General features: G+C 64.8%; 14 protein-coding genes. 10 read left to right on the top strand and 4 right to left on the bottom strand.

The window, feature by feature from the left end:
- The first annotated feature begins 218 nt into the window (after nt 1-218).
- A complete protein-coding gene (locus F4X08_12040) occupies nt 219-461 on the top strand; it encodes a hypothetical protein (GenBank protein ID MYD26533.1) in 243 nt (80 codons plus the stop codon).
- Nucleotides 462-489: 28 nt separating this feature from the next.
- On the opposite strand, the gene F4X08_12035 is transcribed toward F4X08_12040, so the two are convergent.
- From F4X08_12035 to F4X08_12020, 4 genes are read right to left on the bottom strand one after another with little or no spacing between them, the layout of a single operon-like run.
- Entirely contained in the window at nt 490-1,797 is a 1,308-nt protein-coding gene (locus tag F4X08_12035; protein MYD26532.1) for a hypothetical protein, read from the bottom strand.
- A 7-nt stretch (nt 1,798-1,804) separates the two neighbouring features.
- Entirely contained in the window at nt 1,805-2,827 is a 1,023-nt protein-coding gene (locus F4X08_12030; protein MYD26531.1) for a Gfo/Idh/MocA family oxidoreductase, read from the bottom strand.
- Nucleotides 2,824-3,684: a tungsten ABC transporter substrate-binding protein gene (locus tag F4X08_12025; GenBank protein MYD26530.1), complete on the bottom strand. Its 861-nt coding sequence runs from the start codon at nt 3,682-3,684 to the stop codon at nt 2,824-2,826. The genes F4X08_12030 and F4X08_12025 overlap by 4 nt, the downstream gene beginning before the upstream one ends.
- A gap of 11 nt (nt 3,685-3,695) precedes the next feature.
- Entirely contained in the window at nt 3,696-4,847 is a 1,152-nt protein-coding gene (locus tag F4X08_12020; GenBank protein MYD26529.1) for a hypothetical protein, read from the bottom strand.
- A gap of 433 nt (nt 4,848-5,280) precedes the next feature.
- Between F4X08_12020 and F4X08_12015 the strand changes: the two genes are divergently transcribed.
- The 9 genes from F4X08_12015 (at nt 5,281) to F4X08_11975 (ending at nt 16,041) form a co-directional block, all read left to right on the top strand.
- Nucleotides 5,281-6,534: an aminotransferase class I/II-fold pyridoxal phosphate-dependent enzyme gene (locus tag F4X08_12015; GenBank protein MYD26528.1), complete on the top strand. Its 1,254-nt coding sequence runs from the start codon at nt 5,281-5,283 to the stop codon at nt 6,532-6,534.
- Between the two features lie 16 nt (nt 6,535-6,550).
- Nucleotides 6,551-7,849 carry an alpha/beta hydrolase gene (locus F4X08_12010; GenBank protein ID MYD26527.1) on the top strand — a complete coding sequence of 433 codons (1,299 nt, stop codon included), beginning with the start codon at nt 6,551-6,553 and terminating at the stop codon, nt 7,847-7,849.
- A gap of 78 nt (nt 7,850-7,927) precedes the next feature.
- Complete coding sequence (locus F4X08_12005; GenBank protein ID MYD26526.1) at nt 7,928-8,539, top strand: nitroreductase family protein; 612 nt, start codon at nt 7,928-7,930, stop codon at nt 8,537-8,539.
- Nucleotides 8,540-8,591: 52 nt separating this feature from the next.
- A complete protein-coding gene (locus F4X08_12000) occupies nt 8,592-9,467 on the top strand; it encodes a 4-hydroxy-tetrahydrodipicolinate synthase (protein ID MYD26525.1) in 876 nt (291 codons plus the stop codon).
- 12 nt (nt 9,468-9,479) lie between these two features.
- Complete coding sequence (locus F4X08_11995; GenBank protein MYD26524.1) at nt 9,480-10,514, top strand: aminotransferase class I/II-fold pyridoxal phosphate-dependent enzyme; 1,035 nt, start codon at nt 9,480-9,482, stop codon at nt 10,512-10,514.
- 10 nt (nt 10,515-10,524) lie between these two features.
- Nucleotides 10,525-11,820 carry an aspartate aminotransferase family protein gene (locus F4X08_11990; protein MYD26523.1) on the top strand — a complete coding sequence of 432 codons (1,296 nt, stop codon included), beginning with the start codon at nt 10,525-10,527 and terminating at the stop codon, nt 11,818-11,820.
- 17 nt (nt 11,821-11,837) lie between these two features.
- The gene (locus tag F4X08_11985) at nt 11,838-12,560 is read left to right on the top strand and encodes an NAD(P)-dependent oxidoreductase (GenBank protein MYD26522.1); all 723 of its coding nucleotides are present in this window, start codon (nt 11,838-11,840) and stop codon (nt 12,558-12,560) included.
- Nucleotides 12,561-12,865: 305 nt separating this feature from the next.
- A complete protein-coding gene (locus F4X08_11980) occupies nt 12,866-13,483 on the top strand; it encodes a protein-L-isoaspartate(D-aspartate) O-methyltransferase (protein ID MYD26521.1) in 618 nt (205 codons plus the stop codon).
- Nucleotides 13,480-16,041 carry a hypothetical protein gene (locus tag F4X08_11975; protein ID MYD26520.1) on the top strand — a complete coding sequence of 854 codons (2,562 nt, stop codon included), beginning with the start codon at nt 13,480-13,482 and terminating at the stop codon, nt 16,039-16,041. The genes F4X08_11980 and F4X08_11975 overlap by 4 nt, the downstream gene beginning before the upstream one ends.
- Nucleotides 16,042-16,055 lie beyond the last annotated feature (14 nt).

Here is a 16,055-nt window from a genome sequence, read left to right as displayed (position 1 = left end):
TTTATTACGAGGTTACGGCAGATGCTAATGACTAATCCTTTAAACACGGGCGTCGGGCGCTGTTGCCGGTTCCGGGTTCCGATCGACTTCATGGACGTCGACTTCATGACCGGGTCAGAGACGTTCAGGACGGTACGGCAACTGGCTGAACAGAAGATAGTGTACTATCGAGCGTTGTCAACGTAGGGACGCATCCTGGAAAGGAGGCTGTGGAAACAATGACGGAATTCATGGTGGTTACCCAGGTGATCTGCGCGGCGGGGGTCCTGTTGCTTGGAATAGTCACCTTGACGGGACGGATCACGAAGTCTCTGCGCGAGGAGATGCGTGCCGATCGGATGGCAGTCTTCGGTGAAATCAAATCGCTACGTGAGGAGATGCACGACATGAACGGCCGGCTGGGCCGGGTAGAAGGTCATATGAGCATCTCCGGATCGAACAGTTCAAAGGAGTCGCAATGACCGAAATACCGGCATTCTTGTCGCTCATTCAGGCGGATGCCGTCTCCCGTTGCCTGATTCGGTGAAGCAGGGCGATGAGGTGATCACGAAACACGGTGCCCGCATCGGGTTCGAAGGGCAGATGGCGGCAGATCCGTGGCGCGAACACCGCGGCGTACCAGCCGAATCCTTCCTGGTCGAAGTCCTGGGGCCGCGCCAGGTAGCCGACGGTCTCGTTGGCGTACCCGACGACCATGGTGTGCGCGTAAGGGGAGGCTGACTGGACCTGCTTACCGTAGGTCAGGAACAATTCCAGCGGATGGGCGAGCATCACGGCATCGTTGATGCGCATCCACGAAACGCGGAACTCCATCCGCTGCGGATGGGGGCCGTCGAGCAGGTCGAGGCGCTGCGCGCGCCAGTCCGCCTCGAAACGCAGTTTGCGCAGGCCTGCGGGGTCCGCATCACTGTCCGAAGCCTCGAGACGATTGCGGCAGTCGGCCAGTTCCGCTTCCAGCCCCGCCTGGTCCGGGACTTCCATGGGCAGCGCGACCTCGAAGGTGTCGCCGTCCAGCTCCACCTCGGGGTCCGTCCCGATTTCGTCCAGGACGGGCAGGACGTGATCGCGGAGGAGGGAACCGTTCGACTTCATCATATCCATGCCATCGCCGAATCCCCGGCAGTTGAGGTCGCCGCAACTGCCCTGGAGGAACAGCGCCCGCAAGCCTTCCCGGTCCAGCTCCATTTTCCCGATGGCATCGGCCGGATAGTCCCCGCAGATTACAGTGTCGGCGCCGAGCGTAACGGGGTGGGCGCCGAAATTGATCGCGGCGGCGCGCATCCTGCCGCGGGTATCGTCGATGCGCATCAGCAGCGCTTCCCCGTCGGCTTCCCCGCCCTCGTCAACCCGGTTGACCGAAAGCTCCGGTACCGGCGTTCTCCCGAACCCGATACGCCCGGGTGCCAGGTTCGACACGGCCTGCCCAATGGCGCCGGCGAACATTTCGGGCAACCCCGCCGTGTAGTCTTCGTCCCATTTTCCCCATGCCACGGTCTTCATGGTGGCCGGGCCGGAATGGGTATGGGTGTTGGTGATGATTACGCGGGCCGGGTCGAGTCCGTACCGGTCGCGGACGATGCGGTGGGTCTCGTCGACCAGGGAGCGGTCCGTCCACACAAGATCGTTCGATACCCAAACGAAGATCCGGTTGCCGTCCGACAGGGCCAGGGCCGTGCAATGGAGGTCCTGGTGCACCTCGGTGGCCCGGCGTTCGAGGTAGGGACCGTATCCGCAGAGCTCAATTCCCACGGGCGGCGTGATGACGGTTCGGCCGGTGCCGAAATGCAGCTGGGGCATGGTCGGCTCAGTCCGGGAACCGCACGGTCTTACCCGTCTTCACCGATTCGGCCTCTCCGTGGCAGATCCGCAGGGCGTCGCGGGCTGCGCCGGCCGAGACCAGGTCGGGCTCCGTGCCGTTTTCCAGGGCGTCGACGGCGTATCCCAACTGGGCCTCGAAGGCCTCGGGAAAGTCGATTTCCGGTTCGGTACGGCCGCCGTCGGGCGTGTATAGCGTGACCGGCCGTTCCGAGAGCACGTTGTACCAGAGCGTGCCTTCCTCGAAATAGGCGTCGTAACCGTGTTCGAAGGCGGCCGAACTGATGGCCCCGCACTGGGACGACACGGTGATGTCGCGGTCGTCGTACCCGTACTGCGTGTTCAGGTAGAGCAAGTAACCGTTCGGACTCGTCTTGCCGTCGGCGTGCACACTGTCGGGCATGCCGAAGAGGTAGCGCAGGTAATCGGTGTCGTGGATGTGCAGGTCGATGCCCGCCGCGCCCGTGCGCTCGTAGTCTCCGAACCAGTTGCCCTCTCCCCAGAGGGGCTTCGAGATGACCCGCTTGAGGTGCAGGCCCAGCAGGCGGCCGTAGCGGCCGTCGTCGATGGCGGCCTTGAGTAAGGCGAACTCGGGGAAGAACTTCAGCACGTGGGCGACCATCAGGGTCTTTCCGGCTTCCCCCGCCCGGGCGATCATGCGGTCCGCCTCGTCCAGTCGGAGGGCGATGGGTTTCTCGACGAGGACGTCCTTGCCGGCGTCCAGCGCGCGCAGGACGACGTCGTGGTGCAGGGCAGTGGGCAGGCACACGTCGACCAGATCGATGTCCGGGTCGCCCAGCACCTCGTCGATATCGGTACAGGTGCGGATGCCGGTAAGGTCCTGCACGCCGCCGCCGCCGCCGAAGTTGCCCTGGATATGCCGCCAGTCGCCGCTCAGTTTCCGTTCGTCACGGGTGCAGATGGCCCCCACTTCCGCGTTGGCCAGGTGCTTGATCGCCATGAAGTGGGTCGTCCCCATGAAACCGATGCCCAGGATGCCGATGCGTATCAATTTACTACCTCCTCTGCTTCGCGCCTTCGGTCCGTCGCGGACGGCGTGAACAACGGCTGGCCGTATTTCCGGTATCCGCCGATGATGGCCTGGGCTTCCGGCGAGGTCACGTAGTCGATGAGCGCGCGCGCCCGCCCGTACTTGACGTGCGGCCAGCGCTCGGGGTTGACGGCGATGATGCTGTAGGGGTTGTGCAGCGGGGGATCGTATTCCACCAGGACCCGCAGGTTCACCGTTTCCCGCAAGGCCAGGTAGGTGCCCCGGTCGATCAGCACGTAACCCCGCTTCTCGTCCGCCATCCGCAGCGTGGCCGCCATGCCCTGGCCCACTTCCACGTACCAGTCCCCCGAGGGCTCGATCCCGGAAAGGTCCCAGATCGCCCGTTCCTTCAGGTGGGTGCCGGACAGGTCGCCCCGCGAGAAGAACAACGCTTCCCTCCGCGCGATGGTGGCGAAGGCGTCTGCGACCCGTTCCGACCCTGCGATCCCCGCCTGGTCGGCAGACGGCCCGACGACGACGAAATCGTTATACATGACGTTCCGGCGATCCACCCCGAAGCCGGCGGCCACGAAGGCCTCCTCCAGCTTCGGCGCGTGTACGAGGACCGCGTCCACGTCCCCGTTTTCGGCCAGCTTCAGTGCCTTGCCCGTACCCACGGCAATGACGTCCACCCGGATCCCGCCCGCCTGCTTTTCCTCGAAAGGCGGAAGGAGGATGTCCAGCAGTCCGGAATCGTCGGTGCTGGTCGTCGTTGCGAGCTTGAGGCGCGGCTGCGCTTCCGCGGCATCTACGAAGACCGCGAAGGCCGCGAAGACCGCGACGAAAAGCAACAGGAGCGAAACAAAACCGAGACGCATGCTGTGGGCCGTCAGTTCAACAGGAAACTCAACATGAAGCGCAGTCGGGTACGCCACGCGTTGTTGGCCGCGGGAGAGACGAGTGTTTCGGGGGAATCGTACTTGCGGGTGTACAGCGCGATGTCGACTCTAAACCGTTCGATGACATGGTGACCGAACAGGAGTCCGACGCCCTTCGTGTTGGTCTGGGAGTAGTCGATATTGCTGAACGGGGCGAGGGTGGCGTCCTGCTGCATGAGAAAGGCATGGATCCCGCCCCGCGTGCCGCCGACACGCGCCGTGCTGCCGTAGGTAATCATGCCGGTGACGCCCTGGCGCATGTCGTCGGCCCCGGTATTGAACACGTAATCGGCGCTTATGGTCAGCGGCCGGCCGTTCACGGTCCGGGTATACTGACCGCTGAGGTTGACCATGCGGAACTCGGACAGGTAACCGTCACCGTACCGGTTCGCCCGGTTGGTATTCGGTGCGACGATCAGCGGCCGATATCTCAGGTTCTGAGCCGCAAAGAGGGAGTCCGCACCGGTTACGTTATAGATCGCCGCGGCCAGCGTCTGCGAACTTCCCGGCTGGGTGAAGCGGGCCACGAACTGCCCGCCCAGGAAATAGGTGCGGTCGAGGTCCTTCACCGGAGAAGCCAACTGGTTGATCATGAACTGGCCGAAGTTCATGCCGAAGGACGATGATCCGTCCTCGTTGTCGATCAGAATCTGCTGGGCGAAACCCTCCGGCGAGAGGTCGTTGTCCAGCACCACCTGCGTCGGCCGGAAGAAGGGCAGGGGAAACTTGCCCGCGATGAGGGTCAGGGTGGGATTCGGACGCACTTTGACGTACATTAAGGAAACATGGGGATGCTCGTGTACCAGAAAGTCGCCGTAGGACATCCATTCCGAGGTGACGATGGCATTGGGGTTCCCCGTCTTGATACGGCCGGCCACGTCGATCCGGTCGGTGAGGCGGAACGTGCCGTTGAGGAAGAAGCCGTACATGAACCGGTTCACCGCGCGGCTACCATCCTGGTAGTCGCCCTGCAACCGCGTCCTCATCATCCCATTCCAGGAGAAACGGTCTTCTTCCTGCCCTGCGTCCTGCCCGGCCGCGGGAACGACGTACGTCAGGACGGAGAGTGTCAGGACGCACAAAAGGGAGCATCTGGTCCACATGGGCTCAATCCCTCCAGTGTATCGGTTCTCCCGGGCTTCGCGAATGTAAGCCGGATTCGCCGGAATACGCCGAAATACGCCGGCAGGCGATCCAGTAATCTATGGCGGGTCTTGAAAAAGGGATAGTATGGGCGGGTTGGTATGGTGTCAAGAAATATTGAACCTGTTGCAGCAGGCGTCGTCAGGAATATGTTAGAATGAAGTCGGGGGTTCAGATGTATCCAGATTGTATACACGAATCCGCCCGGTACCGTGTCCCGGGAATCGTGTCCCGGTTCCGTGACTTTAAGGGTTGTCAGGACACCCCCGGGCGCGTATATTCGACATCGTAATCGAACCGGGTCATCCACGTGCAAGCGGGTATACGTGGGGGTGGGTCGGATTCGACCGCAGCCGCTCCGCGGCCGCGTCCACACACACAGGGAGCACTTACATGTTGAACCGTATGAAGGAGACGGCCGGTTCCGGCCTCACCCGCCGCCATTTTCTCTCGGGAGCACTGGCCGCCGGTGCTGCACTGACGCTGGCCGATCGCCTGGCCCTCGCCCAGACCATGGCTACGGGCGGCCTTACCGCCAAGGACATCCACGGGATCGGCGTCGAGCCGGGTCTCGTCCGCATGGCGCTGAACGAGAACCCCATAGGACCGTCCCCGCGGGCCTTGGAGGCCATCGCCGAAAACATGTTCAAGATCAACCGGTATTCCTTCGGCGGCGGCGACATCTACGGCGCGCTGGCCGAGTTCGACGGTCTGGAATTGCCGCCCCCTCCCAGGTTCGGCGGTACGGGTCGAATGGGCGGTGGCGGGCGTTTCATGTGGCAGGTTCCGTTCTTCATTACGGCGGGATCCGGCGCGCTCCTTTCCCAGATCGCGCTGGCCTATCTGAGCAAGGGCGGCACCGAGGTCATCGAGGCCGATATGGGTTACGGCGACATTTCGGGTGATGCCGAGAACTACCAGGAAGCCGGCCTCGACGTGAACATCATCCGCACGCCCATGAAGGACTACAAACACGACCTGGACGCCATGCTCGCGGCGATCTCGCCGAAGACGTCCGTGGTGGTCATTACCAATCCGAATAACCCGACCGGCACGCTGCTCTCCTTCGAAGAGACCGAGAAGTTCGTGGCCGCCGTGCCCGAGAACGTGCTCGTGGTCATCGACGAGGCCTACATACATTTCGTCAGGGATCCCCAGTACCGGACCGCGGCGTCGCTGACCAGGAAGTACGACAACGTGATCGTCACCCGAACCTTTTCCAAGGTCTTCGGCATGCCGGGCATGCGCCTCGGTTACGGGATCTGCAGCCAGGCCATCCAGCAGAAGCTGCGGTTCTACAGCACGGGCCGGGCCAACGCCCTGGCCTACGCCGCGGGCGAGGCGTCCCTGAAGGACCGGAATCACTACAACCGCTCCCGGGCGGTCGTCCAGCACTTCCGGGACCGGCTGGAAGACGAATTCACGAAGATGGGGCTGGAGTACATCCCGTCCGAAAGCAATTTCATGATGGTCGACCTGGGCAAGCCGTCGATGAACATCATGCGGGAGATGTTCCAGAAGGGCGTCATGGTGACGAACCGGCGCAGGCAACAGATGCCCACGTGGATCCGCGTATCCTCCGGCGACGAGCGGGAAACGGAAGTCTTCCTCAACGTGCTGAAAGAAGCTTTGGGCAAGACCAGCTAGCAGCACGGGGCCGCCAATGTCGCTCATCCGCCTGCCCCTGATCGTTACCTGGGGCCTGGTCGTCCTGTGGTTCCTGCTGGACGTCACGAACCTTGTTGCGGGCGGCCCCTTCAATATCAACTGGACCATCCCGGCCGCCGCCGTATGGCTTGCGGTCATCTGTCTCCGTGCGGGCAGGGGTTACGGCGGGTTTCTTTCCACGGCACTGCTCTATACGGCGGGCGTCCGCCTGCTGATCATCCTGCTGGCGGTACTGGGCAAGACCGCGGGGCTCGATGGCGAGTATTTCACCTGGGGCCGCAACGTCCTCTTCGGCCTGGTCATTCCCCACGTCGTCCTGTGGCCGGTCGTCACCTTCATCACGGGTACGTTGATCTGGCCGGTTCTGGCCCTGGCTATGCGCCGGAGACAGGTCTCCTATCGAGGCGCGGCCATGGGCGTCGTAGTCATCCTTCTGCTCGTCTTCATCGGCCTGCCCTACCTCATTTCGACCCTGTACACCGGCAGCGTGGGTTCCCGCCGCACGGCGAGGGACACCCCCGCGGACCACGGTCTGGCCTACGAGGACGTATCGCTGACCACGTCCGACGGCCTGAACCTGGCCGCCTGGTACATCCCGAACGAGACCGGCCGGGGCACGGTCATCTACTGTCATGGCCACACCAACCACCGGGGCCAGATGCTCGACCAGGCCGCCTTCCTGCACGCAAACGGGTTCAACGGGCTCCTGTTGGACTTCCGCCGCCACGGGGACAGTGAAGGCGATTTGACCACATTCGGCTATTACGAATGGCGCGACGTGCAGGCGGCCCTGCGATACACGGTCGACGAACGGGGCGAGGAGGGTCCGGTCATCCTGTGGGGCGTTTCCATGGGCGCGGCCACCGCGCTGCTCACGGCGGCGGAAGAGCCCGGGATCGACGCCGTCATCGCCGAGAGCAGCTTCTACGCTGCCTCCGAAACGCTTCGCAGCGACCTGAGCCGGATGTTCGGCCTGCCCACGGTGCCCTTCGGGTTTCTGACGAGTACGATTACGGAACTCCGCGTGGGCATCAGGATCAATGACCTGGACATCGGCCGCGCGGTGTCCGGACTGGACGACACGTCCGTGCTCCTGGTGGGCGGCACGGCGGACCGGCGCATGCCGCTTTCGAACAACGAGCGGCTGTTCGAGCAGATACCCGGTGCCGGCAAGGAGATCTACGTGGCCGAAGGGGCGACCCACGGCGACATCTGGGAAATGGACCGGGAGGCCTACGCGGAGAAAGTGCTGGCTTTCCTGGAGAAGTCGGGGTTTGTCGATGAAACCCGCTAGAGCGCACAAAGGGGCATTGGTGTGAAAGATCCCGTTTTTCAATCCCTGTCGACCTATCGCGAGTATCCGCCCGAAGAGATGAAACAACGGGCCGAAGCCTTCTACCGGGAGCTTCGCCGGCGGAGAACGGTCCGCGATTTCTCGGACCGGCCCGTGCCGAAGCAGGTCATCGATCACTGCCTGCTGGCGGCCGGTACGGCGCCGAGCGGCGCGAACATGCAGCCGTGGCATTTCGCCGCGGTGTCTGACCCGGAGATCAAAGCGAAGATCCGCGTCGCCGCCGAGCAGGAGGAACAGCAGTTCTACCGCGAGAAAGCGCCGCAGGAGTGGCTCGACGCCCTGGCGCCGCTGGGTACCGACGAACACAAGCCCTTCCTGGAAACGGCGCCGTGGCTGATCGCGATCTTCGTCCAGCGCCACGGCGTACTGCCCGACGGCCGGAGCGTCAAGCACTACTACGCCGTGGAATCGGTGGGTATCGCCACGGGCATGCTGATCGCGGCGGTGCACCAGGCCGGCCTGGCGTCGCTCACCCACACGCCGAGTCCCATGAATTTCCTGAACCGCCTGCTGGGCAGGCCGGCCAATGAGCGGCCCTTCCTGCTCCTGGTCGTCGGCTACCCGGCGGAGGACGCGGAAGTGCCGGTCATCACGAAGAAACCGCTCGAAGACATCGCTACGTTTATTTGAAGCGAGGCGCGGACCGGCGAGACCAGGCGGACCATAAGATAAAGGAGGATGAATGCGCGGGTCGATCGTACCGGTGGTTACACCTTTCAAAAACGGATCGCTGGACCTGGACGGCCTGGCCGGCCTGGTCGAGTGGCAGATCCGGAGCGGGTCCCATGGCGTGTCGGTGCAGGGGACGACGGGCGAACCGGGTTCGCTGTCCATTGAAGAGCGAAAGGAAGTGATCCGCGCCGCGGCCGCGGCGGTGGACGGAAGGGTACCCTTCGTGCCGGGCAGCGCATCCACCAACCACGAGGAGTCTGTCGAGCTTTCCCGATTCGCCCAGGCGAACGGTGCTGACGCCCTGCTCTTCATCGCGCCGTACTACAGCCGGCCGGGCCAGGAGGGGATCTTCCGTCATTTCGACGCCCTTGCCAAATGCGTGGACCTGCCGGTCATCCTGTACAACATCCCCGGGCGCACGGCCGTCAACATCGAGATCGATACCGTGGCGCGTTTGAAAGAGGCCAACGACAATCTCATCGGCGTCAAGGAGTCGAACAAGGACTTCGAGCACATCAACCGGCTCCTGCACCGCATGGGCCGGGACTTTCTCGTGTACTCGGGGATCGAACTGCTCTGCTATCCCATTCTGGCCATCGGCGGGGCGGGATTCGTAAGTGCCACGGGCAACCTGATGCCGGCGGAAGTGGCGCGGCTGTACAACCTGGTCCAGGAAGGCAAGTGGCTGGAGGCGCGCGAACTCCATTACCACATGATGACGCTCAATGACGCCGTGTTCATGGAGATCAATCCCGTGCCGGTCAAGACGGCCCTGGGCATGATGGGCAAGATCAGTCCCGAGGTCAGGCTGCCCCTGGCCCCGTTGTCGGAACCGAACCGCGAGAAGCTGCGCGGGATCCTGGCGGACTACGGGCTGATCGGCTAGCCGGTCACGTATATGTCGAATACTCCCTACCGACTGCATTACAACGAGAACCCGCTCGGTCCGTCCCCGTTGGTGATGGACCGGATCAGGGAACACCTGACCGGCCTCAGCCTCTATCCGCCCAGGGACGATGAAGCGCTGAGAAACCGCCTAGCGGCGTTCTACGGCAAAGGCGTGACGCCCGCCCACCTGTTCACGACCTACAGCGGCTCCGAAGCCCTGGACCTCATCGCCCGGGTCTTCCTGGCGCCCGGCGACGAGGTGATTGTTTGCGGGCCCACGTTCCACGTATACGAACGGACCGCCGCGTGGCAGGGCGCGAAGGTCGTCGACGTACCCCTGGACGGCGAGGATTTCAGCGTCCGGATCGACGCGGTCATGGAGGCGGTGACAACGCGGACGCGCCTGGTCTACCTGGGCAATCCCAACAATCCGACGGGATCCATCGTTACCCGGGACGACATGGACCGGCTTCACGAGGGCCTGCCCGGCAGCGTGACCCTGGTTGCCGACGAGGTGTACCACCAGTTCGTGACCCATCCGGACTATCCGGATTCGCCCGCCGGTGCCGTAGCCGGGCGCAACGTGATTGTGCTGCATTCATTTTCGAAGGTCTACGGGTTGGCCGGCCTTCGCGTCGGTGTGGTCATTTCCCGTCCCGACATCGTCGAACGCCTGGCGGGACTTCGCCGTACCTTCCACCTGGGTTCGCTCGAGATGGAGGCGGCCGTCGCGGCCATCGGGGACCAGGACCATGTCGCGCAATCCGTGGCGCTGGCCGAGCAGGGCAAGAAAACGCTCTACGCGGTCTTCGACCGGCTCGGCGTCGCCTGCTGGCCGAGCGAAGGCAACTTCGTGCTTTTCCAAACGCCGATTCCGGCCGACGAGTTCGCGGACCGCATGGCCGGCCGGGGCATACTCGTGGGATCGGGCAGCCGTTTCGGCCTGACGCACAGCATCCGGGTCAGCGTCGGGCTTCCGGCGGCGAACGAGGCGTTCATATCGGCGCTGGAGAGCATCCTGATCGACCACAGGCAGACCGTATAGAGGGAACCGCATGTCGCAATCCGCATTGATCGAACGGGCCGAACGGGTCTTCGTGGGCGGAGGGAACGGGGAATTCCGCCTGCCGCCTGAAGCCAACCTGGTCGTGACCCGCGGAGAAGGCGCAACGATTCACGACACCGCGGGAAAGACGTACATCGACTTTCTCCTGGGATCCGGCCCGATGATCCTCGGTCACGCCCATCCCGAAGTGGTGGAGGCGGTGACCCGCCAGGTTGCGCGCGGCACGACCTTCATGGCCCTCAACGAACCGGCCATCGAGCTGGCCGAACGGGTGGCCGACGCCTCGCCCTGCGGGGAGAAGGTCCGCCTGGTGATCACCGGTTCCGAATCGATGCAGTTCGCCCTGCGGGCCGCCCGGGCCTTCACGGGCCGCGACCGTTGCCTGCGTTTTGAAGGGGGCTGGCACGGCGTGAGCGATGCGGCGCTGCACGGGGCGCGGACTTTGCATCCCGGCGCCTACCCCGGCACGTTGCCGGATGGTGGCGGCATTCCCCGGAGCTGGTCGGCGGACATGCTCGCCGTGCCCTTCAACGACGTGGAACGGGCTACCGAAGTCGTGGAACGCCACCACGGGGAACTTGCCGCGATCGTCATCGAGCCCCTCCAGCGGTGCATCCTGCCCCGGCCGGGTTTCTTCGAGGCGATCCGGGCATTGTGCGACCGGTACGGCATCGTCCTCATTTTCGACGAGATCGTCACAGGTTTCCGCATGGCTTGGGGCGGGGCGCAGGAACGCTACGGCGTGACCGCGGATCTGGCGGCCTACGGAAAGACGATCAGCGGCGGCTATCCCCTGGCCGCCATGTGCGGACGGACCGACGTGATGGACGTCATGAACGGCTGGCGCCCTGCGGACGATCCGAAGCGGGTCATCGCCTCCGGCACCTTCAACGGCTATCCCGTGGGCGCCGTCGCCGGGCTGGCCACCCTCGACGTGCTGGGACGTCCAGGGACCTACGAGCGGCTCTTCGCCATGGGCGACCGCATCACCCGGGAGATCACGGCCATAGGAGCGCGGCATTCGATCCCCCTGCTCGTCGGCGGCGAAGGCCCCGTGCTCCAGGTGCTGTTCACCGGGGAGCGGGAGATCGTCGATTACGGGTCCATGTTCCGCGCCGACAAGGAGAAGGCCTTCGTCTTCGGCGTCGAGATGATCAAGCGGGGGCTCTTCGTCAGCCCCTACGAGAAGATCTACCTGTCCCTCGTGCACACGGACGACCACATCGACCGGCTTCTCGAGTCGGCGGAAGAGGTGCTGCGGGACGTGATCGCAAAAATGGATTGAACAGAGGGAGCAAAACCATGAAAAACGTCCTCCTCCTGGGCGCCTCCGGCAATATCGCGCCTTTCATCATCCCCGGCCTCGAACCACACTACAACCTGCGCCTGGCCGATATCCGGCCCCATCCGCACGGCAAGCCCATCATGCACGTGGACATGGGCGACTACGGACAGGTGCTGGAAGCGGCCCGCGGCATGGACGCGATCATGAACTGGACCGTGGTCCGGCAGGACCCGGTGGCGAGTTTCGCCGTGTCCGTCCGGGGCGCCTGGCACGTGATGAAGGCGGCGGCGGAGCTCGGAATAGAGAAGATCTTGCACACGGGCCCGGAGATCATCATCCCCGGCTACCTTCACGACCACGACATCGGCGACGTGCCCCAGGCGCCGGGCACGGCTTACTATATGCTGACCAAGCACCTGGCCATGGAGATCTGCAAGATATACGCCCGCAAGTACCGTATACACACCGTGTGCTACCAGTTCAACGGACTGGGCCCCATGCCCGAAGAGCAGGTCAGGAACGCCGACCATCCGCCCTTCACCATCGTCTACGACGACCTGGTGGAGGCCTGCCGGCTGGCGCTGGAGATCGAAGAGGTGCCGGACTATTTCCAGGCCTTCAACATGGGCAGCTACCTGCAGCAGGGCAAGTACACCATCGACAAGGCCCGGCGCATCCTCGGCTACGAACCCCGGACCAACCCTCAGCGGTTCTACCGCCGGTCGGTGGTTGCGGAGTAAATAACATGCAATCGGCATCTTTGATCGCCAGGGTGGCCATCCACCGATCGGGTGTACTGTTCCACGGCATTGCCGTTTTTTTATGGATTGCCGTGACCCTGGGCTGCGCATCGGAGCCGGATCCGTCGGCGTCCACCACTGATCCGGATGGCCGCGGCGGGGACGTTATTGCCGGGGGCGCCGCCACGTCCAACACCGCCACCGCCGCCAGGGCCGCCGCCGACTCGCCCATCTCGGCCGCCGACTCGGTTTGGACGCCGCCGCGGCCCCGCTCCGTCCATGAGCGGCAGCGGGAGCGTGCTCGCATGGTCGAGGTGATCCTGGACAAGTCGCCCATGGTCACGGACGGGGCCGTAATCCGGGCCATGATGGACGCCCCCCGCCACGTGTTCGTCCACGAGCAGACGCGGCGCATCGCTTACGACGATACGCCCCTGCCCATCGGGCTCGGGCAGACCATCTCCCAGCCCTACATCGTGGCGTACATGACCGAGTTACTCGAAATCGGTCCGGCTTCGAAGGTGCTTGAGATCGGTACCGGATCGGGCTACCAGGCCGCCGTGCTCGCCCACATAACGCCCCACGTGTATACCATGGAGATCATCGAACCCCTGCTGGACCGGGCCCGCGGGCTGCTCGCCGAGGAGGGGTATGACGCCGTTCAAACGCGCCACGGGGACGGTTATTTCGGCTGGCCGGAGGCGGGGCCCTACGACGCCATCATCGTCACCTGCGCGGCCGGGCATCTGCCGCCGCTCCTGTGGTCCCAGCTCAAGCCCGGCGGCCGTATCGTCATTCCCATCGGCGAGATGACGGGTGTGCAGCGGCTCGTCGTCGTCCGCAAGACGGCGGACGGAGAGCGGACCTCACGCACCGTGATGCCCGTTCGCTTCGTGCCCATGACCGGCCGGGTCGAACAGTGACTTCGCGAACCGGAATCGCCGATACGCCCGAAGGTTTTCCGGCGGGATATCTCGTACGGGCCGCCGGCCTGGTCTCTTGCGGCGTCATCGCCTTCGAAATCGGGCTCATACGCGTCCTGCAGTACGCGAGCTGGTACCATTTCGCCTTCCTCGTCATCACCATCGCGCTCCTCGGCTTCGGCATGAGCGGCGCCATCCTGTCGCTGTGGCGCGGTTACCTCCTGCGGCACCGGCACACGGCCCTTTCGGTTCTCATCCTACTCACGGCCCTCTCCATTCCCGTCATGCTCCAGGCCGCGCAGTTCCTGCCCGTGAGCGGCCGTTTCCTGCCCGGCCTGGTCGTGGGGCAACTGGCCTGGTGGGCAGGATACTGGGCCCTGCTGACCGTCCCCTTCGCCCTGGGCGCCACCGCCATCGGACTGGCGCTGATGTCCGCCGGGGAGCGGCTTTCCGCGGTCTACGCGTCGAACCTCGTCGGCAGCGCGTCCGGCGCGGTCGGGGTAACCATCGTCATGTACTTCGTGGATCCCGCATGGCTGGGCTACGTGACCGGGGCCGTGGTCCTGGCCGCGGCATACCGCGGCGACTGGCGGACTTTGAGCAACGGACTGGTTTCCTCGAGTGTGCTGGCCGTGCTGACCGTGCTGGCCGTGCTGGCCGGCGCGCTGCTGGCACTGCTTCATCCTCCTTTCATCCGCGTAGACGACGACAAGTACCTGGCCTATGTGGACCGCCTCGAAGAGGACGGGCAGGCCGAGCAACTGGCCCGCGCCGTCGGCCCGACGGGGGTCGTGGAGGCCTTCGGCAGCGATGCCTTTCACGACATGGCCTTCATGACCGACGAGCGCGTGCCGCCGTCCATGGCTTCGATCGTCGTGGACGGTCACCGCGCCGGCTCCCTGTTGCGCATCGAACGGCCGGCACAGGCGGAGGCGCTGGACGGAACGCTCATGGCCCTGCCCTATGGCCTGGTCCCCTCCAATCCCAGGGTACTGCTGCTGGACGAGGTCGGCGGCGGCAACATCTGGCTGGCCCGGCGGCACGGCGCGGCCGCGGTCGACGTCGTGCAGCCTAACCGGGTGCTGTCGGACCTCCTGGCCGGCTCCCTGGAAGAGGAAGGCGGCATGGTATTCGGCCTGCCGGGCGTCGCACTCCATCCGGTGGAACCCCGGGCCTTCCTCGAAGGGACGCGGGGTGCCTTCGATCTTATCCAGCTGGCGGGCATGGAGTCCTGGTCGGCAGCCTCGGGCGGCCTGGAAGGGATGAACCAGGATCACCTCATGACAGTTGAGGGCGTCGCGGCCGCCCTGCGGCGGTTGTCACCGGACGGCATCCTCCACATGTCCCGCGGGATACAGCTGCCGCCCAGGGACAACGCGAAGATCGCGGCTACGGTCATTGCCGCCCTCGAACAGTCGGGGATCGCTCGCCCCGGCGCGCACATCGCCATGGTCCGGGATTTCCTGGGCGTCTGCACCATGGTCCGGCCAAGACCCTGGCGGGTAGGGGAGATTCGCCGGCTGCGGGACCGGGCCGCGGAGCGGAACCTGACCCCGGTGTACTTCCGGGGGATAACGGCCGGCGAACTGAACCGTCCCGACGAACTCCCCGGACCACCGGGGCAAGACGGGGACTACCTGTACCACGTGATGCGTAGCCTGTTGTCCGGAGACCCGGACGAAACCGCCCGGTTCTTCGACGAGTGGCCCTTCGAGGTCCGGCCGGCCACCGACGACCGCCCCTTCTTCGGGAATTTCGGGAAACTCGGCGCCCTCCCCGATTTCCGGCGCGCCTATGGAGCGGGGTGGCTGCTGCGGTCGGAACTGGCCTTTCTATTCGTCCTGTCCACCGCCGTCATCGTTACGTGCGCGGGCCTGGTACTGATGCTGTTGCCCTTCGTTTTCCGCGCCGACATCCGAAGGGCGTCCGGACGGTCGATCGCCGCGGCGTACTTTCTGGCCATCGGGCTGGCCTACCTGGTGCTGGAAATAGCCTTTCTGTCGGGCATCCAGCGCTTGCTGGGTGATCCCGCGATCGGCGGCGCGGCCACCGTGGGAGGCTTCCTTCTCTGCTCGGGCCTGGGCAGCCTGGCGGCGGATCGCATCGCCAAGTTGCCCGGTGTTACGCTGGGCAGGCTGGCCTTGGTGCCGGCGGTCCTGGCCATACCCGTGTTCACGGGCCTGATCCTCCTCGCGCTGTTCGGAGGGGCCTGGTCGCTGGGACTCCGTCTCGCCGCGGTACTGGTGCTCATCGCACCCCTGGCCTTCGCCATGGGGCTGCCCTTCCCGCTGGGGCTGCGATGGTTCGGGGCGCGGTCCGCCGCGCTGGTGCCCTGGGCCTGGGGCGTAAACGGCTGCGCTTCCGTCCTGGCCTCGCCGCTGGCCATGATCATCGCCATGCAGTGGGGATTCGTGCTCACGGTAACGACGGCGGCGGCCTGCTATGTCGTCGCGGCGTGCGCGGCGATGTGGAGTGCCGGGCGGTCCGTCGCTTTAGCGCCCGGGATTTCATCGAGCCCGTCGCGATACAGGCCTGCGCGGCAGCCCGGTTCCAGCTAAAGCAAGTCGACGAC

It is taken from the genome of Gemmatimonadota bacterium, assembly GCA_009841265.1.
GTDB lineage: Bacteria > JAAXHH01 > JAAXHH01 > JAAXHH01 > JAAXHH01 > JAAXHH01.
The sequence above is the reverse complement of the archived record's forward strand: the minus strand, read 5'-3'. Positions and strand labels throughout refer to the sequence as shown.